Source organism: Paenibacillus contaminans (genome assembly GCF_003285015.1).
Classification (GTDB): Bacteria; Bacillota; Bacilli; order Paenibacillales; family NBRC-103111; genus Paenibacillus_V; species Paenibacillus_V contaminans.
Map to the genome: position 1 here is coordinate 212,735 of NZ_QMFB01000007.1, position 25,439 is coordinate 238,173.

Here is a 25,439-nt window from a genome sequence, read left to right on the forward strand (position 1 = left end):
TTTGGGTGGATTTTTTTATTCCGAAAACGCTCGACAGGAGGGAATTGATACTGTAAACCGGGCCCATATGCTTTTGCGATAAACAATTGACGGGTACTTGAAAGGATGGCAATCGAAAATGGGCTACATACGCAATTGGAAAATCAGAACGAAAATTTTTGTTATGCTGGGAATCGCAATCTTGTTCATGCTTATTATCGGAAATACCGGCTTAGGCGTCATGCAGTCGATGGGCAGTAACGCCCGAGCCATGTATGAAGAGAAATTGATGCCGAACAGCTTGGTCGAAGCGCTTCTTTTCGGCAACTCGCAGATCGATGCTTTGCAGCTCGAGCTTCTTCTTGCGAAGGATGAAAAGCTGGTCGCGCAAATTCAACAACAAATCGCCCAAACGCGCGAAAAAAATCAGACGACCCGCAAGAAGCTGGAGGAAACCGTTCTGTCGCAGCGAGCGAAGGAAGAGTATCAGAAGTTTATCGAGCTGATCCCGAAAAACAATGAAGCGAAGAAACAGGTCGACGATCTGGCGGTTGCGAACAAAAAGGAGGAGGCGCACAAGGCGTATGCGGAGTCGTTTAAGCCCATTCGCGCCGAAATGATAACTTCTTTGGAAAACGTGGTTCGCTATAACGAGGAAGATGCGAAAATGTTTTATGAAGAAAGCGTAAAAAGCTCCAGGACGGCGAGCTCGATTATCATCGTCGTTACGCTGATCACCGTGCTGCTGTGCTCCGGTCTCGGATATGCGATTGCAAACATGATAACCCGCCCGATTCGCGGCATTCAACACTGGATGACGAAAGCCCAGGCAGGAGATTTGACGGTTAAAGGCGACTACAGCTCGAATGACGAAATCGGACTTCTTACGAAAGATTTTAACGGAATGATTGCGGGGTTACGCGAGATTATCGTGAAGATCGGTTCGGAATCGCAAAATTTGTCAGCCAATTCGCAGCAGCTCCTAGCTAGCTCGGAGCAATCCAATCAATCGACGAATCAAGTCGTGCAGGCGATTCAAGAAATTGCAGCCGGGGCGAATAGACAACTGCAAAGCACGACCGAAAGTGTCAGAGCGATGGAGGAGATGGCTGTCGGGATAAACCGAATAGCGGATTTTTCTTCAAGCGTTTCTATGATGTCGGCGGATGCTTCCAAGAAGGCGGAGGAAGGGAATGCAGCCATTCAAAGAGCGGTCGCGCAAATGAACTCGATTCGAACAACGGTTAGCGAGTCGACGGAGATTGTCAATCAATTGGGAGCGCGCTCTAAGGAGATCGGAAATATCGTGGATGCGATTACCGACATCGCGTCACAAACAAACTTGTTGGCCTTAAACGCTGCCATTGAAGCGGCTCGCGCAGGCGAACACGGCAAAGGTTTCGCTGTCGTGGCGGATCAAGTGCGAAAGCTGGCAGAACAGTCGCGGCAATCAGCCGATCGAATTGCGGGCATTATCCGCGTTATCCAGGATGAGACCGGTCATGCGATTCATGCAATGGAGAAAGGCAATGTGGAAGTAGGGAGCGGGGCCGTTATAGTGAGGGAAGCGGGAGAAGCGTTCCGCAACATCCTGCAATCCGTCCAGGAAGTCGCCTATCAAATGCAGGAAGTATCGGCATCCTCCGAGCAAATGTCGGCGGGCAGCGAACAAATTACGGCTTCCTTGCAGGATATGGAGACTATTACGAAGTCGACGTTCGCCAAAACGGAAAGCGTAGCCGCCTCTTCCGAGGAACAGCTGGCGACGATGGAAGAGGTAACGATGGCGGTTCACACGCTAACGACAATGGCTCAGGAGCTCCACGAAATGACGCTGCGATTCAAACGCTGACGCGTTTAATATGTTCAAAAAAGCGATTCCGTTTACCGGAGATGGCGTCGCTTAAAGCTTAACAGGGGACATGAGTATCAGTAAATCGAGAGATGCTTTTTTCTTTGGTAACCAGACCGTCATTCGGACGGTCTGGTTTTTTTTGTTGTTAAAAATATTGAGGACATAATATATGTTATGTAAACTAAATAAGGCTGATAAATCTACCATTCAAAAAAGGCAAATAAATTGCATGAAATATGAATTTCACGCAATTTGCATCTTAAGCGTTCTTTTAGGTATGATTGAAGGACGAGATTTTAATAGTTGGCGGTGAAAAATCGAGTGGCAGGTCAAAAGCACAATGTTATGGATACATACGAGTCGGAGCTGCGTTTATTTTCCATGTGGATGAAAAACCGCGGTATGACCAAAGCGACTCAGCACGCCTACTTATGCGATACCCGGAGCTTCCTTCATTCGATTTATCCTGCAAGCTTGGATGAGGTTGGAAAGGTGGAAATGATGGGATACTTGTCTCAGGCGCGCGAACGCGGAGCGGGAGACGAATCCAGAAACCGCAAGCTCTCGTCCATCCGGACATTTTACAAATCGCTTGTGGAAATGGATCGGCTTCATCTAAATCCTGCCGCTGTCATCGCCAAATCCAAGCAAGAGAAAAACAGGATTCCCGTTTATCTGGAGGAAGATCAGCTTGAAGCTTTGTTCGAACCGATGGAAGGGAAGTATGCGGCAAGGAACATGGCGATTTTATGCTTGATGGCTTACGCCGGCTTGCGGGTCGGAGAAATTCACAGACTGAACAGGCAGGATCTGACTCAGGACGGCTCCCTTCATGTGCTGGGTAAAGGCCGTAAGTGGAGGATCATCCCGCTGCCCGATATTTTGCATGTACATATGCGTCAAGCTTTAGAAGAGCGGATTGAGCCCAATAAAAGCAAGGAAGAGGCGTTTTTTGTTTCGCAATTCGGACGCAGATTGTCGATCAGGATGATTCAAGCGATCGCCGAAGAAATGTTTGCTAAGCTCAAACAGAAAAATCCCGATTTACACGCCAAAAAATTGTCCAGCCACAAGCTGCGCCACTCCTTCGCCACCATGCAAATCCGCAGCGGAACGGATATTCGTACGCTTCAAGAGCTGCTCGGTCATTCGAGCATCGAAACGACGCAAATTTATACGCACGTCGATAATAAACAACTGAAGCATGCGATGAATAATATTTCGGGCAAAATCCCCGGATTACGACACAGGGATGTCAGAGAGGAGATGCCGACATGAGTCAAGTCATAGAAACCAGAAGAGTGGCGGAGAAGCTCGGGATGACTTTCGAGAGGCAGTTTCATAATAAGCGGAATCGAGATATACTGACGGATTTATATAGTGTGACGGTAGAACGGTAAAAGTGGAGCTTTGAATCAAACGGCGGATAGTTTTATGATCTGATCCGCTTTTCGACGGATTTCCGTTATAAGGAAGAGGGATCGATGGTTGAGAAACACCGCGTCATCGCTTTAATGGCGAGAGGGCAGTGTTTCTTTTTTGTTGCTTGTTAAATTATGGCCGCTCGTTGTAAAGGTTTTGGCGTACAACCATCTTGCATTTGTACTATGATGGAAATGTAGTGTGTGTACATGGCGGTTCAATGGGGTTGAAGGTTAGATTAAGATAGTGACACCCTCCATTAGTTTAATGGTATTAAAAGTTAATGACATAAGCTATGTGGATTGCGGCTTTTGATTGCTCGTTACTCGGCGGCCAAGGGGGCTTACAAGGCACTTATCCTTAAAAACTGAATGTGTGATGTTTGGTTATTGGCAAGGTTTTGAATGTTGCGATTGTCGATTAAATGCTTGGATACGGACTAAAGAGGGGATGAGCAAGAGATGATCATCGATTCACATAATCACCCGAACTATTTGAACATGACATGCGAGAAGATTTTGGAAAATATGAAAGCATACAACATAGACCGGACTTGGCTATTAAGTCTGGAGACGCCCGAATTTGAATATTCGCCCGGATATCACCGTATCACTTGGGGCAATGAGCTTGGACCGATTCCTTTCACGAATTGTTTGGCCTGTGTAGAGAAAGCGCCGGAAAAATTCGTTCTCGGCTATGCGCCTGATCCTCGCAAGCCTTATGCGATAGACAGACTGGAGGCGGCAATCGAACAATTCGGCGTGCGCGTATATGGTGAAGTGATGCTGCGCATGATGTATGACAATCCGGATGCAGTCAGCATGTTCCGGTATTGCGGCAAGCGGGGGCTGCCGGTTATCGTCGAGGTGAATTACGGCATCGGGGAAGGCGGGCCATATGCGACTCCAGGCTACTGGTACGGCGGCGGAATCGATGCTTTCGAGCGTGCGATCCGGCAATGCTCCGATACTGTTTTCCTGGGCCATGGACCCGGTTTTTGGGCGCATATTTCGGGCGATGATCTCTACCTCAAGGAGTCTTATCCGAAAGGTCCGGTACGGGCTGGGGGGCGAGTCACGGAATTGATGCGCACTTACGACAACCTGTATTGCGATTTATCAGCAGGGTCGGGATTAAATGCGTTAAAGAGAGACCGGGCTTTCAGTAAAGAATTCATTCTGGAGTTTCAAGATCGTATGTTATACGGGAGAGATGACTGGGACAATAATCTTCAGGATTTCCTAAACTCGCTTGAGCTGCCTGCAGAAGTATTGGGTAAAATTTATGCGGGGAATTCGCTTAAATTAGTTCCTCTCGAAGTTGCGCCAACAAGATAACGGAATTTTTGCTAAAGGACTGTTCGATAGTTAAAAAAGCCGGGTTTTCCTACTCCAAGGAATCCCGGTTTTTTTATTCATGTAGTTTCCATTGTCCACTTGCCTAGGGAAAGAGATACTTGTCCTGGTCCGCTACATGGTTCCTCTTACTCTTTTTCTGCATGTCTGTCGAGTTTGAAATCCTGTGAATAAGTGAGCATGCGTGAGAAAAATAGATCTTACTGTGGGAGTGAAATAATGAATAACAGACATTCGACGCCCTGAATCCATGCTGTTATTCCATTCGTTTTATTTGGACAATGAATCAGCTAAAATGAAGGTATGGAGATCGATAATAGTGGAGGATGGACATGGCCAAGATTTTGATCGTTGAAGACGAAAAAATACTTCGTGAAATTTTAATGGATTACTTTCTAAATGATGGCTATGAGGTTATGGAAGCCTCAGATGGTAAAACCGGATTGGATTTGTATCAACAACATGAGGTCGACTTGATCATTCTCGACATTATGCTGCCTGAAATGGACGGGTGGTCGGTTTGCCGCCGTATTCGTAAAACGTCCGATGTACCCATTATTATGCTCACGGCCCGAGTAGACGAAGACGATACGCTGCTCGGTTTCGAGCTTGGAGCCGACGATTATGTAACGAAACCATATAGCCCTGCAGTGCTATTAGCAAGGGCAAAGCGTCTGCTCGATAGCCGGGCACGCACGAATAAAACGATTAATACGAACGATTCATTTATTATTAACGGCATTAATGTTCATTTCCCGTCGCGATCAATAACCGTGGATGGAGAGCGAGTAAGCCTCACGCATACGGAATTCGAAATTCTAGCATACTTGATGCAAAATCAAGGGATCGTGATTTCAAGGGAGCAACTTATCATGAAAATATGGGGATACGCTTATGCCGGAGATGATCGCACTTTGAATACACACATACGAAACCTGCGAACGAAATTAGGTAACAAAGCGCGACACATTACAACGGTCGTGCGGACCGGTTATAAGTTCGTGGATAGCTTATGAAGATCGGAATCGTGGCAAAGCTATTTCTTCTCACGACTGCTCTTTGCACGCTTATTTTGGCTGTTATTTACGTAGGACAAACGATTTTTTTTAAGGAATTTTATACGAACAGGAAAACGAAAGAAATACAGGCGAACATCGAAATATTCAAACAGGATTATTTAGAATATAAGACCGCGAAAATGGACATTCCGTACATCCTGAAACTTGAGCAAATGTTCTTTCAAGACCATAACACGTGGATCACGACGCTCGACCGTTACGGTAATCTTAAGAATACGAGCGATTTCTTTCTCGAAGTTCAATTGGATAGTGATAAATCCAAGTCTTACAAAGTGCCGTTGTATCACTTGATTAAAATAGATGATGTATCTTCAAAAAGGATCGCCTTCAGTCTAGAACAACGTCTGATTATTTCCGGAATTAAAAAAGATGCTACGATTTTGCCGGTACGAATACAGGACAAGTTCGTTACTTACGGGACGAATGACCAACTTCTAATCATGCCTGGCTTTGAAGACAAAGCTACCGTAACCGACGTTCAAATTCCACCTCCGGAAGCGTCCTCGAGTTATATTTTCTCGAACAGCCTCTTTATGGAGCGGATCAAGGTTTTTCAGGCCGGCCTATTGCAATCGAATAATCCTCAACCCATCAATACTGTTCAATCGTTTGATTACGAGCAAAACAACTTGAAATACAAGCTTTTTGTCCAGAGCATCGAGGACGTAGACGGTGACCCGGCTTATTTATTTGCGATGACTTCCTTGCAGCCCGTAGACGAGGCGGCGCGAATGATCAAAGATTACTCGGTCTATATCGTTGTTTTCGTGCTTGTGCTTATTTTACTCGTCTCGTTTTATTATTCCAGGAAGATCGCAAAGCCGCTTTTAAGACTTAATACAGCAACTCAAAAGATTGCGAATTTGGACTTTTCGGAGTCGATACCGGTCTCCTCGAAGGATGAGATCGGCGAATTGTCACGCAATATCAACTATTTGTCCAATACGCTTCATTCATACATTGGACAGCTGCGGAAAGAGATCGAAATGGAGAAACAGCTCGAGAGCACGCGCAAAGAGTTTATTTCCGGCGTATCGCACGAACTGAAAACGCCGCTAAGCGTCATGAAAAGTTGCATCTCCATTCTCAAAGACGGCGTAGCCAGCGATAAGAAAGAGCATTATTTCGAAGCGATGGAAAACGAAGCCGATAAAATGGATCACTTAATCGTTGATATGCTTGAACTGGCGAAATTCGAGTCCGGGACTTACAAAATGAAGTTGGACGTATTCCCGATCGATAAGACCATCGAGTCGATAGTTGAACAACTTGCTTTGGACATCGCTGCCAAACAGCTTAACGTTCGATTGCGGCTTGATCTAACGGAAGTGGTAGGCAATCAGCTTCGAATCGAACAGGTCATCACGAATTTTATGACTAACGCCATTTGCTATACGCCTGCGAATGAGCGCATTATCGTATCGGCAATTGAAGACCGGGGAGAAATTATAGTCTGCGTAGAGAACTATGGCGTTCATATCCCTCGAGAACAACTAGACAAAGTGTGGGATCGTTTTTACCGTGGGGACACTTCTCGACATCGATCTCATGGGGGCACCGGTTTAGGATTAGCGATTTCCAAACAAATATTAGAGCTTCACGACTCCACATACGGAGTAGAAAATACCGAGAACGGGGTCGCCTTTTACTTTTCGCTAAAGAAAGCATAATCTCATCAGTTTACATGCATCGTTAGAATTGAAAATATCGGCAGGCTAATGGATCCATTCCTTAGTCTGTTTTTTTATTTGTCAGTCCACCTCTCAAAATCTTTATCTTATCTTTATTTCGGCTCCATTTGATCTTTATACAGGGAAATTACTATTAATTCATGAAAACAATCATTCGTTTTTTCACAATTGGCGTCGCAGCAATCCTACTTGCTTATTATTCTTTTAACTTACGACAGGAGGGGGTTTTTAACAAAAATACGATACAACCATTATCTGCTACTGGAACAACCAGCCCTACACAACCGCTGAACGGAAAAACAATCATCATCGACCCGGGACATGGCGGAAAAGACGTCGGAGCAATCGGGGGACAAAACACTTACGAAAAAGACGTGACATTGCCTACCGCACTTAAAATTCAACGGAAATTACAAGAGGAAGGCGCACACGTCATTATTTCACGCTCCGATGATGTGACGGTATCGCTAAGCGAGAGAGCGAATATGGCAAGTATTCATGACGCTGATTTGTTTGTCAGCATCCATTTTGATGCATACGATGACCCGGACGTCCACGGAATAACGGTCTATTTCAACGAGACAACCGATCAACCGCTCGCACAGCAATTACATGACGGGATTTTTAAGTCGGATCTGCAGACGAAAGACAGAGGTGTAAAATTCGGAGATTATCGTGTACTTCGAGAGAATATAAAACCGGCTATTTTGCTCGAGCTTGGTTACCTTTCGAATAAAAACGAAAATTTTCGGATTACGTCAACCTCTTATCAAGAGCTGTTATCCGCTGCGGTTGTTCGTGGAATTGTTGATGCATTAATGTAATGCTCTGAGGTGAAAAGATGCGCTTTCGTAAATGGTCAATAAAACAAAGTTGTATTGCGGCCTGCTTTCTTGCGCCTAGCGCGATAGGTTTTTCCGTTTTTTATTTCATTCCATTCGTAATGGGGGTTTATTATTCCTTCACGAATGGAACGTCCGAAGGATCGTTCGTAGGCTTCGCCAACTATCAAGATTTGCTAGCCAGCGATTCTTTTCGAAAAGCTGCGATAAATACGGCTTTATTTACTTCAGTCAGCGTCCCGATTACAGTAGTAATCTCACTTTTCATAGCCCTGCTGCTGAATCAAAATATCTATTTGCGCAATTGGCTTAGGACAGCATACGTCTTGCCGCTCGTAGTGCCGGTTGCATCCGTCGTCCTCATTTGGCAAATCCTTTTCGATTGGAACGGGGCATTAAACAGCTGGTTAAGCAGCATTGGTCTTGAACGCGTGGATTGGATGAAGTCGGAGTGGGCGAGAGTCGTGCTCTCCGTCGTTTATGCATGGAAAAATATCGGATATAACGTAATTTTATTTCTGGCTGGATTGCAAGGAATTCCGAAGGACTATTACGAGACGGCCGAACTTGAGGGTGCAGGCGTTTATCACCAATTTACGCGAATTACGCTGGTATATCTAACGCCCACGACGTTTTTTGTCGCCTTAATGGCGCTTGTCAGTTCGTTCCGGATATTTCGGGAAACGTATTTAATCGCCGGTGATTACCCGCATGACAGCATCTACATGCTGCAACATTACATGAACAATATGTTTCTGTCTCTGGACGTTCAGAAGCTAACATCGGCAGCGACCTTGATGGTTGCATGCATGCTAATCATCGTTTCCGGTATGTTCGCTTTGGAACGTCGCATTTCATCATTCACGGAGTAAAGAGGGAGGGAATATGAGTCGAAGGGGCACAGTGTTTAAAAGCATAATCACGATCGTACTGTCGCTTTTGGGTATCCTCATGTTGGCGCCGCTCGTTATATCCTTAACGAATTCACTAATGTCCGAGCAGGAGATCGGATCCAATTATGATCTGATCGGTCAAATGACCGCTGATTCCGCAAACGGAAAAGATGCGTTCGTTAATTTGAAGATCATTCCCGATTGGGTTTCCTTCGAGCAATATGCGAAAGTACTGATTGCGACTCCGACTTATCTGAAACTATTTTGGAACTCGGTGTATCTTGTTGCACTAATAATTGGAGGTCAGGTTATCGTCGCAGCACTAGCCGCTTATGCTTTCGGGAAGCTTCGATTTCGCGGCAGAGATAATCTATTTTTCATTTATTTGATGACGATGCTCATGCCGTTTCAAGTGACGCTCGTCCCGAACTACATTATCGCCGACAAATTGCATTTATTGAACAGTGCTGGAGCGATCATTCTTCCCGGAATATTCGGAGCATTCGGCGTATTTATGCTTAGACAATTTATCAAAACGCTCCCCAATGATTATGTGGAAGCCGCGACGATGGACGGCGCGGGCCATTTGAGCATTTTCATGCGGATCATCTTACCTCTCGCTAAACCAGGTTTAGCTGCGCTTATCGTTTTATTGTTCGTCGATTATTGGAACATGGTAGAACAACCGCTTATTTTTCTGGATGATGACTACAAGCAACCGTTATCAGTTTATCTATCCGTCATCCAAGAGGAAGCAAGGGGTGTTGGGTTTGCCGCATCCGTATTGTATATGTTTCCGATGTTGTTGTTGTTTTTATATGCGGAAACTCATTTTATCCAGGGCGTCCAAATGACCGGCATCAAGGGATAGGGGGATTCCATATCAATAACCTTGAACCTGAACGCGAAAATGTGAAAAGAAAGAGAACCATCAAACGGTTATTATTGTTATTTATTGGCGGACTACTCATGCTGACGCTTTACAGCAATACGCTGCTATCGATGAGCCTCCCGAAAGTCTGGGTCACGCTCGGCAGACAAGAACCGCTCGTCCATGTCTTTAATGGCGAGGGCGTTCTGAGACCGGCCATCGAAGCTTCTTTATCGAACAAATCCGGGTGGGAGATCAAAGAAGTAATGGTTGCGAAAGGGGACAGCGTAAAAACGGGACAAGCACTTGTCGTTTACGCAAACCGCGAAGCAGAGAATCGATATTTGGATGCCCAGGCCCAATTCATGCAACAGCAGCTTGCGATTGAAGAGCTGCAGGATCAATACGTGGAAGCTTCTCGAAACAGCGATGAGCATCTAAGTCGAACCGTGAAACGGAATCTTGAAGGCGCCAGAATTACTTTAGAAGTTCAACAAAGAAATCTCGACAGCTTAAAAGAGGCGCTTGTTTCCGAACGCGAATTAAAGGCACCCTTCGATGGAATCGTCCAAAAAGTGAATGCCGTAAAGGGAATGGCATCCGCAAGTGTCGGTCCCGACATCCAATTGGCCTCATCGAATCAGGGGTACGAAATGCAACTCCAAATCCCCGCCTCCTTAAGCAGACTTATCGGGGGTGGACAGACAACCGATATCCAAGTCCAAATTGCGGATACAACGGAAACGATGAGTGGTGTGATTCAACTTATGGATACAACGGAAACGATGAGCCGTGTAATGAATCAGGGCGAGAACGAATCCCAAGACAAGCGGGAGGGGGCAACGAACAAACGTATTTTGATTAACGTAAATAACGAGAAACTTCGCGGTGGGGAACAAGCAAGTCTCCTTCTCAGCATTTCTTCTCCGAACGAAGGTGGAATTCTTGTCCCCAATAAAGCTATACACCGTGAGGGAAGCGAAAGCTACATTTTTGTCGTCGAAGAGAAAAAGGGAGCTCTGGGCAACACGAGCGTAGCTCGAAAAGTCAATGTTCAAACAGGCGATGCCAATGAGCACGAGACCGTCGTCAAAGGAGGCATTTTTCCCGATTCGCCGATTATCCTGGAGAGCAGCGAGCCGATCCTAGACGGAGAGCGCATAAGAGTCAAAACGAACAAAATAAATTCATAACTTACGATTAGGAAAGCGGGGATGAATATGAAAAAGCTTATTGCTATTATCATATTTTGCATCATGGCTGTTGGTTTATCCGCATGCTCCGACAGCGATAATAAGCCCGAACAAGGGCAATCTCAGACTACTGCGCCGTCTAATTCAACCTCTGACGAAAACTCAGTCAAACCGGGGCTCGAACCTCTAGATAATAAACCGAAGACAATCGTTATTTCCGTTCTTGCCGCGAACGATTTTTATCAACTCGCCAAAGAAAAATACGAAAAACTCCACCCGAATACGACGATTCTACTCAAAGAGTTTGAAAGCAGCGGTAGCGTCTTGAGCAAATCCGAGGTGGAAAAATTCGTCAAACAAACGACGACGGAAGTATTGTCAGGAAAGGGAGCGGATCTGTTCGCGTTTACGACAGTCGAATTGCCTATCGACAAATATATTAACAAGAAAGCCTTCGTTAACCTGGACGAGTGGATTCAAAAAGATTCCTCGTTCGACCCTAAACAATATCAAACGAATATCCTCGAAGGTTCTAAAATGAATGGCGGATCTTACATTCTGCCCATTGAATATTACCTGGAAGCACTTTATGGAGATGCGGAAGCCTTCAAAAGTGCTGGTATTGCAATCGATGATAGGTCTTGGACATGGAGCGACTTTGCCGATATCAGTAAGCAAATGAAAGGGAAGGGCAGCAGGCGCTACGCGATGGGGAACATCGCTCCTGAGACGATGATTAACAATCTTGTTTCGGATCATTATTCCCGATTGATCGATGGCGCGAGCGGAAAGGCATCCTTTGAATCCCCGATATTCATGGATATGCTTAAACAAGTCAAAACCTTATATGATGATAACGTACTGAAATCGGAATATGTAGATAACAAAAACAGTAGTTTTATGTATTCGTTAATTACATCGCCAAGCGATTACCTTGTGAGGCTTGGATTGTATTATCCTAACGGCAAAGTTTATCAAAAACCGCATTCCTCCGATCAGAGATCCGGTGTTTCGTTCGTGCCGACCAATCAAATCGCAATGAACGCGAATTCCAAGGTGCAAAGAGATGCGTGGGAGTTTATGAAGTTTTTATTGTCCGAGGAAATGCAATCCTATCCTCGTCAAACGGGCTTCTCCATGAATAAAGCGATTAATGATAAAGCCATCGAAGACCTAAAATCAAAAGAGGTCTTGCAAGATCCAAAGAGCGGGAACATTAAAATTAATGCTGAAGATCTCGAATTGATCCGAGAGTTGCTGTCAGCACCTAGCTCCAGGGATATGGGGCATGAATCGACTGTCCAAAAGATTATTGCCGAAGAAACGAAAGCATTCTTCAGTGGCCAGAAAACAGCTGAAGCCGTCGCTAAGTTCATCCAGAACCGTGTAGTGACTTATTTAAATGAGTAATCAATTTCTTCTAAAATATCGAGCAGGAGGGAGCACCTAGCTTCCTTCTTCTCACACCTCCGTACATGCGGGGCCGCATATGCGGTTTCAAAAGGTTTATTAAGTTACATAATAAAAATTATGTAAACCATTAAAAAACCGCTTGGTCGAAATGACGAAGCGGTTTTCCTTTTTGGCTTATCCATGACAGACAAACAAGCAACGCAGTCCATTGGAGAATACGAATAATTACTTCGATTTTATATCGACATCATGGGAGGATGGCAGATGAAGCGGCTGTTTACGGAAAAATGGAGTCAATATCATTTGCTAAAAACATGCAGCGGACTTTCCAATCATCTGCCTGAAACGTTGCTATATACCGAAAATGCTTTTTGGTCGATGCTCGAAAGAGATAAGAAGGTAATCGTTAAACCTTGCACGGGCCGATTGGGTTATGGTGTGCTTCAGGTTTCCGATGCCGGAGATAACCGCTACGACTATCATATTGAAAATCAACATGTGACCGAATCGGGCAAGGAGCAGATCGCATACTTTTTGAACAATGATTATGCATGTAAAAATAAAAGATGTATTGTTCAACAAGCGATACCGTTAGCAAAAATTGACGGCTGCCCGTTTGATATTCGAGTTATGGTTCAGCGAAAGCGTTACGGCTGTCCATGGGAAGTAACGGGAAAGGCTGTAAAAGTAGCGATGGACGGGTATATTGTGACGAATGCTTCCAAAATGATTCTTCCTTTTGAGCAAGCCATGACGGCTGCTTCTTTGTCATACGTGGCGGAAGAGATTGTCGATTATGTTGCTTTGAGCGCAGCACGGCATCTGAAGCGATGGAAGGTGAATAAGCTGGGACTGGATATTGGCATCGACGATACGGGAAACGTGTGGATTATTGAGGTAAACGTACGTCCTTCAATTGGCATTTTTACTTTCCTGGAGGATAAAGAGATCTACAAACGTATGATCCATTACAATAAGCGATAACAGACGTGCGGCCGGTTCGCCGTTTCATCATATGCAGAAGCGAGTCTGTTTGATCGTCAAAAAAATCGAAGCTGCCGAAGAAGCTTATCGGTAGCTTCGATGCGTTAACAGGCGGGATTATTCGATTATTATTAATTTTTCCCGAGCGAGCATTGGATATTTTGATACTATTGATTGTAATAAGCGTGGAATCGAGGGATGGAAAATATGAGTGCAAACGAAAAGATTCGAATAACCGCCCATGATCTGATGGAGCTCCATGTTGAGGCGTTATTTACGCACGACCGGAACATGCGTCTCCGTACGATAAACGAACCTTGGCCCGGAGAAACCCCAGCCCCGCAGTTTTTCTTAGGAAGAACAGTAGAGGGAACGACAGTTTGCCGGTTTCGGTACGATTTACCGGAGCAGCTTGTCGAGCAAATGAAGCTGTTATGTGCCGATGAACCGCTCGTCACAGATTTCCGGACGAAGCCGAAGCATTTAACGTCATACATGCGTCTCCTTCAAGGGGAGCGGTTTACTATGGGGCCTTGCTTTCTTATACCTCGTGAAGCGGAGCCGACAATGCAGGTAGTGAGCGTTACCCGAGAAAATATGTTGAACTATTTGCATGGCGGCTTCGAATGGCTGATCTCTGAAATAGATTACGCTCAGCCTTGTATAGCGCTTGTGATCGGAAACCGTGCCGTCTCGATCTGCCGCAGCGTTCGCATCACATCAAGGGCACATGAAGCAGGGCTTGAGACGCTGGAAACGTTTCGCGGTAGAGGATATGCCGCTGAGGTTGTAGCCGGATGGGCAAAGGCGGTTCGGGAAGTTGGGGCGATCCCCTTATACAGTACCTTTTGGGAAAACTCCGCATCCCAAAGTGTGGCGCGGAAATTAGCTTTGAACTTTTATGGAGTCAATTTTACAATCCTATGAGCGGTTGGGGAGAATACAAAATCATGAAAAGGCTTGGCTTGACATAAAGGTGGAATCGGGGATATTATAGACACAACAAGTCTTTGAATGAGGTGCTTCCATGAGATTCACCAAAGCGACGAACTATGCCCTTCACACCATGCTTGCGCTTATTGAAGCTTCTCCGGTTAAGCCGGTAGGCGTACAGCAGTTGGCGGAAGCCCAGGGCGTGTCTCCAACGTATCTTTCCAAAATTTTAACGAGGCTCGTAAAGGCGGGAATGGTCGAGTCGGTTTCCGGAGCAAACGGAGGGTATCGGTTATCCCGAAAGAAAGGCGACATTACGTTTTTGGATATCATCCACGCGATTGAGGGGACCGCTTCGTTATTCGAGTGCGATTTTGTCCACGGCGAAGAATGCTTGATTCAAGCGGTTATGAAGGAAGCGGAAGAGAAAATGGAGCATCATCTCAAAACAACGAAATTGTCCGATCTGGCCGTCAAACTAACTCAACGGTAAGGCGGAGAGATTGATTCTTATAGAGAGATAAGAGTATTTTCTGCTTATTTTTTTGTTTCAATTAAAGATAAAATGAGTCTTTAATATCTGCGTTATCGGAAGCGGATGATGATGCAGGATTGCGCAATTATCGGTATAGGGGCAGGGGATTACGTCGCAGCCTGTGGGAGTCGTACCGCTGTAAACGGAACTAAAAAAACAGATTACTTCTTCTAAGGAGGTGATGAAATAACCGTCGCATCATGAAGAATGGGAAGAAGAGCGGCCGCCGAATAAGCTTAGCGCCAAATAACGTTTAAGCCAAATACTTATCAAACGATGAACTGGGGGATAAAAATGACCATTTGCCACACAACGGATGCTACCTTTAAAAATGATATGCAAAGCGAAGGCCTAACGGTAGTCAATTTTTGGGCGTCTTGGTGCGGACCATGCCGCTTTTTCGGCACCGTACTCGAAGCGTTTGACCGGGATTACAGCAAGGAAGTTAGGATTCTCAAAGTCAATGTCGATGAGCAAGCCGATACTAGCGCGTATTTTGGAGTAATGAGTCTTCCGACTACGATTTTATTTAAAGACGGCAAGCCGGTAAATAAATTAATCGGAGCCGTTAGAATCGAAGAGTTGAAAGCATTCGTATTCGATAATAAATAGTGCCGACGGCCGACATAGACTGGTCTGGAATGTTGAATGATACGTATGAATGGCTTAAGTTTGCGTAAAAAAATGATGCCGTTGGGGCTGTCGTATATGACGATAGCCTCAACGGCGTTGCTATTCCCGGTATTGCGGCAATTTCTGGTCAGGTAAATGATTCGCCCAAATCATCAGAGTAATTCCATCGGGATCTTTGAAAAAAAACATGGACGAATTGCCGGCAATTTTTATGTCCGATACGTCAACGCCGTATTCTTTCATGGAACGATAAGCATGGCTGATATCCGATGTTTCCATATTGAATGGGACTTCACTTTCAATGCTTTCTTGTTTTTGATCCACGATAATAATGGGACCCGACCCGGCAGTAAATGCAGTTGCTCCGTTCGGAGCTTTCCAAAGCTGCTTTAAACCGAGCGAATTCCCATAAAAATCGCAGGCGGCCGCTACATCTTTTACATGCCGAAAAATAACCCCGATGGAGGTGAGCTTCGGAGCATGATTTTGAACTTCCGGTTCCTTCATTTGGCAAATCCCCTTTCAGAATGGTTTCATCATATAGAGGTAATGACCATTTATTGGTTACTATTATACGATACGGAGTTCGGATATTCATAATAAAGTTGATAGTGATTTATGAAAATGTGATAATGAAACCGACAATTTTAATTGTATTTCCAGTGGCAGTTTACTTTAACGGATAATTTCGAGAAAGCCTATTCTCGGCGGGTTGATAGAATTAATCAGAAAGGGGGGCGTTTCTTGTTCGACTTTCGGAACCGTTTCAATTTATTTGCTTGGGTCAGGCAAGTAAAGGACAATTGGAACGATTACCCGCTTGCGGAGGGGATGCTGGTGTGCGGCCGGTATCGTATCGTCAGTTCGCTGGGCATGGGAAGCTATGGGCTTGCGTACAAAGTCGAAGATATTCGTACGGGCGAATTCCGTTTACTGAAGCATGATCGTCCGAGCAAGGGATCTCTCAGCAGGCGGCTGCTTGAACGGGAAGCGGCATGGCTGGAGCGATTCGATCATCCGCAAATTCCGAAAAAGCTTGACATGTTCGAGTCCGGGAGGAAAACCTTTCTCGTTACCGAATTCGTGGCCGGTTTGACGGCCGAGCAGCTTGTGTTCGAGGAAGGACGGATGTGGAGCGAACGCGAAACGTTATTCGTCCTGAAGCATCTTGCCGAGCTTGTTTTGTACATTCACGAGCGGGGTGTCGTCCATCGGGATATACGGCTGCCGAACGTGTTGTTCGTAGACGGGACCGCACATTTGATCGATTTCGGGCTGGCTTGCGGAATTGGCGAGAAAGAACCGATCATGGACAAAATGTCCGGCATACCGGAGCCGAGGAGAGCGGACCGCAGCGACATCGGCTGCGATTTTGTCGATATCGGCGAAATTGTGCTCTATCTTTTGTATGCCGGATACCGTCCAGAGCCCGATCAAGAGGATCGCGGCTGGGAGCGGGAGCTGTCGCTGACTCCGGGAACCAAACAGCTATTACGGCGTCTGCTGGAAACCGATCGGCCGTTTACGAATGCCGGAGAGCTGCTCGAACGGCTTGAAGCGGTATTGGACGAAATGCCACAAGGCAATCTGCCCTTATCTTAAACTTTGGTAACCCTTCACCGGATGGAATTAGCTGCTGCTGCCGCGGCGTCTGTATTGCGAATAACCGCCGTGTCCGCCGCGATGTCTACGATTATCGCTGCTGGAATATCGGTTGTATGGGGGCGGGGCTTGACGATAGCGTGCACTGCTGGAATAACGGCGATGCGATTTTTGGCCGAGCACCGAATGCATAATGCGTTTCACTAGACGTCCTATCATTAGAATCAGCTCCCTAAAAGTTTTATGAAAACGGTCTTCTTACCCGTTACTACGGGAAGCGGGTGTCGATGGTTTCCGGTTTCGGGCAAAAAGAGGTGCTCGCCGGCATGGTAAGACGCACATTTTACTGCTGGCTGCCCCCGAAAAAATGGCAGATTCCAAGGATGCCGTTGAACTGGTACGAAAAATAAGCAATCCTAGGAAGTGAAGCGACAGTCGCTGCGGCGGCAAGTCGTTTCACTTATTTTATAAAATGACATCAATTTGTAAAAGCCGCGAAAGCTTGCCGTTTCGCGTTTTTTTTGTTTCGGGAATGAATTCTTTCATTATTCTTTTATCCGGCTGCAGTAGACTTACTCATGAAGGACTCCTACCGTAATAAGCGGCATGGATGTAACGATTGGAGGAGAGTGGATGGCGTGAAAGGAGAAACGGCAATGCGAAAAGCAACAAAAGTTTTGATAGGATTCATGACGATGATGATGGCGGTTGCTGTCATTTCAGGAGGGATTTTCGGTAACGGCCAGGCTTTGGCGGCGGGGAACGGCGATTTCTCAGGGGAAGGCACCTCCGGCAATCCTTATCTTGTCGGTACTGCAGAACAGTTGAACAAGATCAGAGAAAATTATTTGAATGCGAATTTGTACTTCAAGCTGACCCGAAATATCGATTTAAGCGGCTATGCCGCAGCAGGCTGGGTTCCGATCGGCAATGAAGATGCTCCCTTCAAAGGTAATATCGACGGTAACGGTTATCAAATAACCGGACTTTCGATCAATACCCCCGAGAACGGTTTTATCGGTTTGTTCGGTTATATAAGTACCGGCAGCTCGATAAAAAGAATGAAGCTGGTTGACGTAGCGATAAACGGACAATTCGCTGTCGGCAGTTTGGTCGGCTACAACGAAGGAGGCGCAATCACCGACAGCTCCGCTTCGGGGAGTGTGTCCGGCTCCGGTGCTGTGGGCGGTTTGGTCGGAAACAGCTCCGGCGGGCTCATCTCCAACAGTAAGGCCGCGGTGACAGTCAGCGGATCAATGGGCGTAGGCGGTTTGGTCGGATACGCGTCCTGGAGCGAAGGGGTCATCAGCAACAGCTCGGCCGCGGGCAATGTGAGTGGAGGCAGGAACAGCGAGGAGCTTGGCGGCTTGGTCGGCATGGCGAATGGCATAACGATCAGCGGAAGTCACGCAAAGGGTTCTGTGACAGGCGGCAGAGGCAGTAAAATGATAGGCGGTTTAGTTGGCGTCACCTACTCGGTCGCGATCAGTGAAAGTTATGCCTCGGGGGATGTAAGCGGAAGTACGAATGTAGGCGGTTTGGTAGGCAACATCTCCATAGGCAATGAGATTAACGACAGTTACGCCTTGGGTAAGGTCAGCGGAAGAAACACGATAGGCGGACTGGTCGGCAGGAACTACAACGGAACGCTAATAAACAGCTATGCCGAAGGCGATGTTGTTGCGAACTCGGAAGGTAGTCTTGTCGGCGGTCTGGTTGGCGATCATATGCTTGGCCGGATTAGCGGCAGTTACGCGACGGGGAATGTGAGCGGAGGCTCGGCAAACTTTTATGTAGGCGGCTTGGTTGCATACAATATGTCGGGAACGATCAGCGGCAGCTATGCCTCTGGGAATGTGAGCGTAGGCGATGGCAGCGCCAGTATAGGCGGTTTGGTCGGCTACGATAACACAGGAACGATTGAGACGACTTTTGCCTTGGGGAATGTTAGCGCAGGAGACGGCAGTCAAGAGGTTGGCGGCTTGGTCGGCACCGAATATTTCGGAACGATCCGTATGAGCTACGCAAAAGGGGATGTAACCGAAAGTGGGGATAGCTTCCATGCAGGCGGATTAGTAGGCAACAACAACGGTGAGATCGACAACAGCTACGCCTCAGGGAAAGTAATCGGCAAGTATTACATAGGCGGATTGGTCGGTTTCAATAACAATGACGGTTTCTTGATCAGAAACAGCTACGCTTCAGGGAAAACAAGCGGAGTCGAGGGGAGTGAAAATGTAGGCGGACTAGTCGGTTACAATTCCTCCGGATCGACGGTTAACAGTTACTACGACTTGGAAGCAACCGGCCAAGCAGTTTCGGCAGGGGGCACCGGCCTGACAACCGGACAGATGAAGCAATCCGGCACGTACGAACAAGATGATGCCAACCCTTGGGATTTTACGGATGTCTGGGTGATCGATTCGGTCCGTAACGACGGGTATCCTTATTTGCAAGCAGCTCAGGCATATGTCGATTATGACGGTAATGGGAACGAAAGCGGTACGGTACCGGCGAGCCGTTCTTTCATAAAGGGATCTCAAGTGAAGGTGTATTCGGGCGCCGTCGATTTGGTGAAAACAGGCCATATCTTATATGGCTGGAACACGAAAGCGGATGGCAGCGGCACGTTGTTTAAGGCGGGCGATTCCTTTCCGATCGCTTCCCACACCGTTCTGTATGCGATATGGATGATTCCAAGCACGGACGCAACGTTAACCTCCACGATTGGGAATGTAAGCAACGGTGGAAGCGCCGATGAACGTATTACGGACATTCCTTATGGAACGACGCTCGACGACTTAAAGGCGGCAATTACGCCGGCGGCGGAAGCGACTTTCGACATTTACGATGAGGATGGAGTGACGCTGGCGACCGCCTTGACTACCGGCAAAAAAATAATCGTGACGGCGCAGGACGGCATTACGCAAGTGACGTATACGTTGACTGTAGCCGCTAACGGGGCGAATGCCATCACGGCCTTCAGCTTGGCTGAGCAAATCGCACCCGCAGTGATCGATGAGGTTGCGCATACGATCGCGATCCAAGTGAAGTCCGGTACCGTTCGGAACGGTATGGTTGCCGCTTTTGCATTATCCGAGGACGCTTCGGCTAAAGTTGGGAGCGTCGATCAGGTGAGCGGAACGACCGCCAACGATTTTACGAATCCGGTTACGTATACGGTCAGGGCGGCGAACGGTATCACGCAGAATTGGACCGTAACGGTTACGGTATTTATCAGCAGCGAAAAAGATATCCTGTCTTTCAGCATGGTTGAACAAACCGAAGAAGCGGCAATCGATACTGACGCCCACACGGTACTGGTTCAAGTGAGGTCCGGTACCAACCGGAACGGTTTGGTGGCTGCATTCGCTTTATCTGAAGGCGCCACGGCAAAGGTTGGTTCGGTAACGCAAGTGAGCGGAACGACCGCGAACAATTTCACGAATCCGGTCACTTATGCGGTGAAAGCGGAGGATGGCAGCACGCAGAACTGGAAGGTAATTGTAGTCTTTGAGCCTAGCAGCGCGAAAGAGATTACAGCCTTCAGTCTGGCTGCGCAAACCAAACCGGCGATCATTGATGCGGTCGCGCACACGGTAAAGGTTGAAGTGGCGCCCGGAACGAACCTGACGAACCTGACGGCCACATTCTCGCTTTCCTCGGGGGCCTACGCCAAGGTCGGCTCCAAGACGCAAACGAGCGGCGTAACCGCGAACAATTTCACGAATCCGGTCACTTACATGGTGAGAGCGGCCGACAACAGTACGCAGAATTGGACGGTAACGGTGTGGACGCAGAACAACTACTCGGTTACCTTTGATTCCAATGACGGCACAGCGGTAGAAGGCCAGTCCGTAGCCCATAACGGCAAGGCGCTTGCTCCTGCGGATCCGGCAAAGGAAGGTTACGCCTTTGCAGGCTGGCATACGGACAATTTGACGTTTGCAAATCCGTTTGATTTTGACAATACCGTTATCACGGCGAACACGACGCTTTATGCCAAGTGGACGGAAATAACGGGACTGCAAGTGGCGATCACGTCGGCGAACGGAACCGTTAGCGGGGTTAAGTCCAGCTACGCATATGGCGAACAAGCCGCTCTGACGGCGGTTTCTCTGCTAGGATATAAGTTCGAAGGGTGGACGGATACGACGACGGGAAAAACGCTCAGCACGAAAGAAGCCTACAGCTTTACAGTCACGGCCAATGTTAGCTTGACGGCGAACTTCGGGGAAATTATTCCTGATCGATTCACGGTTATGTTCCTAAGCGAGAGCGGACAAATCCTTTCCGTGCAGCAGGTCGTCAAAGGGGGAAGCGCGACACCGCCGCCTAGCCCGTCCAAGCCTGACAGCGTTTTTCTTAATTGGAGCGTTGACTATACGAATGTGCAGTCGGATTTGACCCTCAAGCCTGTATACTCGGCCAAAGTCAAAACGTATACGTTGACTGTTGTCGGAGGAAGCGTCCAAAATGGTGCGGAGCCCTATTACTTCGATACGAAAGTGACTGTAACGGCGGATACGCCGCCTGAGGGACAGCAATTCAGTTACTGGACCATGCAAGGAAATATCGTCAGCTACAGCCCAACGTATTCCCTTTACATGACGGGGGATACGACGATTACCGCCGTTTTCTCGGCTGTTCCCGCGGCGAGAGAGCCGATCGTGACGATTTCGCCGGACCCGATCGCCGATCCGGTCGCCAGAAAAATCTCGTTTATCGGCCAGATTGATTTGCCTGCTGGATTTTCGCTTGTGGAATGCGGGTTAGTCGTCAAGCAATCGGCTGTTCCCGTAACAGATCTGAATTTCAGCACGGCTGGAGCGATTCGGGCCAAATCCAGCTCGCAAACGGCGACGGGGCAATACATGATGAACAAGACGGGAGTCAACCACGGAGATACCTGGTATGCAAGGGCTTATTTGATTTACAAGGATAGCGGAGGCAAAGTGGTTACCATCTATAGCGCCACCGTTTCGAGCACGATGCCTTAATGAGCTTCCTTGGACATTTGCTTAAATTCCTGTACCCTTTATTAAATTGAAAGAGTTAATTAACCAAGTTAACAAAATGTCGAATTTGCAAATGGGAGGAACGAACCGCCATGAAGAAAGAATATGAAAAACCGCAGATCGAGATCGAAGAGTATGAGCTACCTTGCATATGCTCGGAATCCGGCGGATTGGGAGACGGGGAAGATTTTTAGACGGCTGAGACGGGAATGGTTGACGATAAGCGGCGGGAAAGCGCATTTTCCCGCTTCCCCGTCTTGCTGGGAGGATGGATGACGCCATGAACCGGGCAAGTATTGCTGGCATCACGATCGATTATACGGGGATAGACGGCTCCTATTTGATCCCGAGGTTATCGGCATACGGAAGTACCGGCAGCCGGACCGACATGAAGCTGCGAACAATCGTCTGCGACGAGCTTGATGAACCGCAGGGCACGTACGTCGAGCAGGTGAACGCCGCTACGATCATACGGATCGGCGCCGGTAAGTTTTGCCGGTATTTACGCGATCAAGAAACGGGAAAACTCGCAGCGGCGTTTTTTTACAATCGGGACTATTCGGAAGTGGAAATCCGTCTGTGGAAGGGGAGAAAGCATCCCCTTTTTACTTTGGCCGATTTCGAATACATGTACACGGGCTTTGCGTTTTGCGACCGGTTGACGGAGCTTGGCGGGGTTGTTCTGCACGGTTCCGCCATCGCGATGAACAAGCGGGGAATCATCTTCTCCGCCAACAGCGGAACGGGGAAATCGACGCATACGCAGCTTTGGAAGGAGCGTTTCGGAGAAGCCGTTACCATTGTCAATGACGATAAGCCGGCCATCCGGTTCGATGACGGATTTCCCCATTGTTACGGTACGCCTTGGAGCGGGAAGACCGCTCTGAACGAAAATGTCCGCGTTCCGCTCCATGCGATCGTATTCATTCATCGGGCGGAGTCGAACAGGATCGAACGGTTGACTGTCAAAGAAAGCCTGTTCCACTTGACGGGACAAATCGCAAGACCTTATTACGACAGCGGATTGGGTATGAAAACGCTGGATCGGATCGAACGATTGATCGCGACCGTGCCCATATACAGACTACACTGCAGCATCAGTCAAGAAGCGGTGGACGCAGCATTTAATGAAATTATGGAGAAAGCGGGGAAGCTGGAATGAAAATTAGCCAAGGCTTCAGCCTACGAAACATTGCCGGAAGCAACATCGTCGTTCCCGTGGGGACGGCGGGCGTCAGCTTTAAAGGTATGATCACTTTAAACGGCAGCGGGGCTTTTCTGTGGAAGCAGCTGGAAACGGATAAGACAGAAGAGCAGTTGCTGCAAGCCATGCAGGCCGAATACGAAGTAGACGAGCAAACGGCGAAGACGGATGTCGGACAATTCGTCGGGACATTACGGCATGCGGGTTTACTGGAATAGAGGCTTTACATGGAGAGAAGCAAAGCGCGCCTGACGTCGGAGCAATTTATGTCTATGCTGCTGCCGCTGCTAGAAGAGAAACGGGATGTGGAAATCACAGTGGCCGGCAACAGCATGTTCCCGTTGTGGAAGCATGGCAGGGACCGCGTCACTCTCACGTGCTGCGATAAGGATACGCTGAGAAAAGGGGATATTCCCTTGTACCGAAGGCACACCGGACAGCTTGTCCTGCATCGAATCGTCAGGGTAAGCAAGTGCGGCTACGACATGTGCGGGGATGGCCAAGACCGGGTCGAACGCCATGTGCCGAAGGATAACGTCATCGCCGTCGTTAAGTCCTTCACGCGCAAAAATAAGACCTACAGCTGCGAGTATGTTCCTTACCGGGTGTTTGTCGCCTTGTGGCTGACGCTGCTGCCCTTCCGATCGTTCGCGTTACGCAGCATACGGGTTTGGCGCAGATGGATTCTTTGACCTCAAACACATGAGAAAGGAGCCGGATATGGAAGCGAATTCGACGTATTTTATCAAGCTGCTGTCCGCCTTCCTCCATCGGCATGACCCCTTGCAGGAGAACGAGATCGACTGGGAGCGGGTTTATCGGCTGGGGAACATTCATTTTGTCAGCGGAATGATATTTTTTACGGCTAGGGGACTGCGCGAGGGAAACCGGCCGCCCGGTCATATTTTGCATCGCATGAAACAAGACTTTGCTTCCACGCTCGCAAGATCGGCCGCTCAAGAGGAAGAAATGGACGGCGTCATCCGGGAGTTCTGCAAAGCGGAGATCCCTCATCTTCTTTTGAAGGGATTTGCAATCCGCGGCTGTTATCCCGTTAAAGAGTTGCGAACGATGGGGGATATCGATTTTTTAATCAAGCGAGAGGACCGGGCGAAATCACACGGGCTGTTGTTGGCGCTGGGATTCAAGGCGGGGCCGGCGAACGGGAACGTGTGGCATTATGCAAAGGGCAAGGTCTCCCTGGAGGTGCATTCGGAGCTTTTTTCCGATAATATCAACAACCGCTTCGATTATATCGGCTATTTTTCAGGTGCATGGGAGCATGCGGTCAGGGAGCCGAACGGGTTTACCTATATGTTTAAGCCGGCGTATCATTTGCTGTATTTGCTCGTGCATATGGCGAAGCATTTTCACGGTCACGGCTGCGGCATCCGCATGATCTTGGATATCGCCGCGTATGTAAAGCAAGTTGAAGAGACGCTGGATTGGGCTTGGATAGAAGGTGAGCTCAAGAAGCTCCGGCTGTCAGTGTTCGCGAGTAATGTATTCGGCTTGTGCCGGCGATGGTTCGGCACCTTAACCCCCATGCACGGGCATTCCGAGATGGAAGAGACTGTTTATAAGGAAATCAGCGATTACATTTTATCGGCAGGGACCTTCGGTTTTTACCGGAGGAACAAATATGCGAGCATACGCCGTAAATTCAATGACGGACACAGGGGGGGACAAAAGAAGCCCGCAGCCGGCAGCTACTATAGTAAGTTCTTCTTTCCTAGCTATCGCACTTTGAGCAATAGCGGCGCTTATGCCTTTGTAAGAAATCGTCCCTACTTGGTGCCCGTCGCTTGGATTTATCGGTTTGCCAGAAATCTGATCCCCAGGAGGCGGAGTCCCGTCCGGATCCTCCTCGACATTGCCGGCAGTAAGCGGGAATATAACCGTCAGGCCGATGTGTTGTCGAAAATGGGCTTGTAAAG

Annotated in this window: 22 protein-coding genes; 21 read left to right on the forward strand and 1 reads right to left on the reverse strand. The window is 47.7% G+C overall.

Annotated features, from left to right (window positions below; translation table 11 throughout):
- Positions 1 to 118: 118 nt before the first annotated feature.
- The 15 genes from DQG23_RS14465 to trxA all read left to right on the forward strand — a co-directional run bounded on the left by DQG23_RS14465 (position 119) and on the right by trxA (position 15,657).
- Entirely contained in the window at positions 119 to 1,831 is a 1,713-nt protein-coding gene (locus tag DQG23_RS14465; protein ID WP_113031567.1) for a methyl-accepting chemotaxis protein, read from the forward strand.
- Positions 1,832 to 2,155: 324 nt separating this feature from the next.
- Positions 2,156 to 3,112 carry a tyrosine-type recombinase/integrase gene (locus tag DQG23_RS14470; protein ID WP_238177891.1) on the forward strand — a complete coding sequence of 319 codons (957 nt, stop codon included), beginning with the start codon at positions 2,156 to 2,158 and terminating at the stop codon, positions 3,110 to 3,112.
- Entirely contained in the window at positions 3,109 to 3,234 is a 126-nt protein-coding gene (locus tag DQG23_RS43435; RefSeq protein WP_272949047.1) for a hypothetical protein, read from the forward strand. Before DQG23_RS14470 ends, DQG23_RS43435 begins: the two co-directional genes overlap by 4 nt.
- A 483-nt stretch (positions 3,235 to 3,717) precedes the next feature.
- Positions 3,718 to 4,593, forward strand: coding sequence for an amidohydrolase family protein (locus DQG23_RS14475; protein WP_113031568.1), 876 nt, complete (start codon positions 3,718 to 3,720; stop codon positions 4,591 to 4,593).
- Positions 4,594 to 4,943: 350 nt separating this feature from the next.
- Positions 4,944 to 5,627: a response regulator transcription factor gene (locus DQG23_RS14480; protein WP_113031569.1), complete on the forward strand. Its 684-nt coding sequence runs from the start codon at positions 4,944 to 4,946 to the stop codon at positions 5,625 to 5,627.
- Positions 5,624 to 7,360 carry a sensor histidine kinase gene (locus DQG23_RS14485; protein ID WP_113031570.1) on the forward strand — a complete coding sequence of 579 codons (1,737 nt, stop codon included), beginning with the start codon at positions 5,624 to 5,626 and terminating at the stop codon, positions 7,358 to 7,360. The genes DQG23_RS14480 and DQG23_RS14485 overlap by 4 nt, the downstream gene beginning before the upstream one ends.
- 161 nt (positions 7,361 to 7,521) lie before the next feature.
- Entirely contained in the window at positions 7,522 to 8,205 is a 684-nt protein-coding gene (locus DQG23_RS14490; protein WP_113031571.1) for an N-acetylmuramoyl-L-alanine amidase family protein, read from the forward strand.
- A 17-nt stretch (positions 8,206 to 8,222) separates the two neighbouring features.
- The gene (locus DQG23_RS14495; RefSeq protein WP_113031572.1) at positions 8,223 to 9,095 is read left to right on the forward strand and encodes a carbohydrate ABC transporter permease; all 873 of its coding nucleotides are present in this window, start codon (positions 8,223 to 8,225) and stop codon (positions 9,093 to 9,095) included.
- 13 nt (positions 9,096 to 9,108) lie between these two features.
- Positions 9,109 to 9,987 (forward strand): carbohydrate ABC transporter permease, encoded by an 879-nt coding sequence (locus DQG23_RS14500; RefSeq protein ID WP_113031573.1) that lies wholly within the window; start codon positions 9,109 to 9,111, stop codon positions 9,985 to 9,987.
- 98 nt (positions 9,988 to 10,085) lie between these two features.
- Positions 10,086 to 11,180: an efflux RND transporter periplasmic adaptor subunit gene (locus tag DQG23_RS14505; protein WP_113031574.1), complete on the forward strand. Its 1,095-nt coding sequence runs from the start codon at positions 10,086 to 10,088 to the stop codon at positions 11,178 to 11,180.
- A 21-nt stretch (positions 11,181 to 11,201) separates the two neighbouring features.
- The gene (locus DQG23_RS14510; protein ID WP_113031575.1) at positions 11,202 to 12,590 is read left to right on the forward strand and encodes an ABC transporter substrate-binding protein; all 1,389 of its coding nucleotides are present in this window, start codon (positions 11,202 to 11,204) and stop codon (positions 12,588 to 12,590) included.
- 267 nt (positions 12,591 to 12,857) lie between these two features.
- A complete protein-coding gene (locus DQG23_RS14515; protein ID WP_158560493.1) occupies positions 12,858 to 13,577 on the forward strand; it encodes a YheC/YheD family protein in 720 nt (239 codons plus the stop codon).
- Positions 13,578 to 13,784: 207 nt separating this feature from the next.
- Complete coding sequence (gene aac(2')-IIb / locus DQG23_RS14520) at positions 13,785 to 14,504, forward strand: kasugamycin N-acetyltransferase AAC(2')-IIb (RefSeq protein WP_238177892.1); 720 nt, start codon at positions 13,785 to 13,787, stop codon at positions 14,502 to 14,504.
- Positions 14,505 to 14,604: 100 nt separating this feature from the next.
- Positions 14,605 to 15,003 carry an Rrf2 family transcriptional regulator gene (locus tag DQG23_RS14525; protein ID WP_113031577.1) on the forward strand — a complete coding sequence of 133 codons (399 nt, stop codon included), beginning with the start codon at positions 14,605 to 14,607 and terminating at the stop codon, positions 15,001 to 15,003.
- Between the two features lie 336 nt (positions 15,004 to 15,339).
- A complete protein-coding gene (gene trxA / locus DQG23_RS14530; protein ID WP_113031578.1) occupies positions 15,340 to 15,657 on the forward strand; it encodes a thioredoxin in 318 nt (105 codons plus the stop codon).
- Positions 15,658 to 15,777: 120 nt separating this feature from the next.
- Here the strand turns inward: trxA and DQG23_RS14535 are convergent, their stop codons facing one another.
- On the reverse strand, positions 15,778 to 16,185 hold the full coding sequence (locus DQG23_RS14535; RefSeq protein ID WP_113031579.1) for a VOC family protein: 408 nt from the start codon (positions 16,183 to 16,185) through the stop codon (positions 15,778 to 15,780).
- A 237-nt stretch (positions 16,186 to 16,422) separates the two neighbouring features.
- Here DQG23_RS14535 and DQG23_RS14540 point away from each other — a divergent pair, with 237 nt between their 5' ends.
- From DQG23_RS14540 to DQG23_RS14565, 6 genes are all read left to right on the forward strand, one after another.
- Positions 16,423 to 17,280, forward strand: a complete 858-nt coding sequence (locus DQG23_RS14540; protein ID WP_113031580.1) for a serine/threonine protein kinase — start codon at positions 16,423 to 16,425, stop codon at positions 17,278 to 17,280.
- 656 nt (positions 17,281 to 17,936) lie between these two features.
- A complete protein-coding gene (locus DQG23_RS14545; protein ID WP_158560495.1) occupies positions 17,937 to 22,280 on the forward strand; it encodes a GLUG motif-containing protein in 4,344 nt (1,447 codons plus the stop codon).
- Positions 22,281 to 22,578: 298 nt separating this feature from the next.
- Complete coding sequence (locus tag DQG23_RS14550) at positions 22,579 to 23,460, forward strand: hypothetical protein (protein WP_113031582.1); 882 nt, start codon at positions 22,579 to 22,581, stop codon at positions 23,458 to 23,460.
- Positions 23,457 to 23,720 (forward strand): PqqD family protein, encoded by a 264-nt coding sequence (locus DQG23_RS14555; protein WP_113031583.1) that lies wholly within the window; start codon positions 23,457 to 23,459, stop codon positions 23,718 to 23,720. The genes DQG23_RS14550 and DQG23_RS14555 overlap by 4 nt, the downstream gene beginning before the upstream one ends.
- A 9-nt stretch (positions 23,721 to 23,729) precedes the next feature.
- Positions 23,730 to 24,194 (forward strand): S24/S26 family peptidase, encoded by a 465-nt coding sequence (locus tag DQG23_RS14560; RefSeq protein WP_113031584.1) that lies wholly within the window; start codon positions 23,730 to 23,732, stop codon positions 24,192 to 24,194.
- Between the two features lie 28 nt (positions 24,195 to 24,222).
- Positions 24,223 to 25,437 (forward strand): nucleotidyltransferase domain-containing protein, encoded by a 1,215-nt coding sequence (locus DQG23_RS14565; protein WP_158560497.1) that lies wholly within the window; start codon positions 24,223 to 24,225, stop codon positions 25,435 to 25,437.
- Positions 25,438 to 25,439 lie beyond the last annotated feature (2 nt).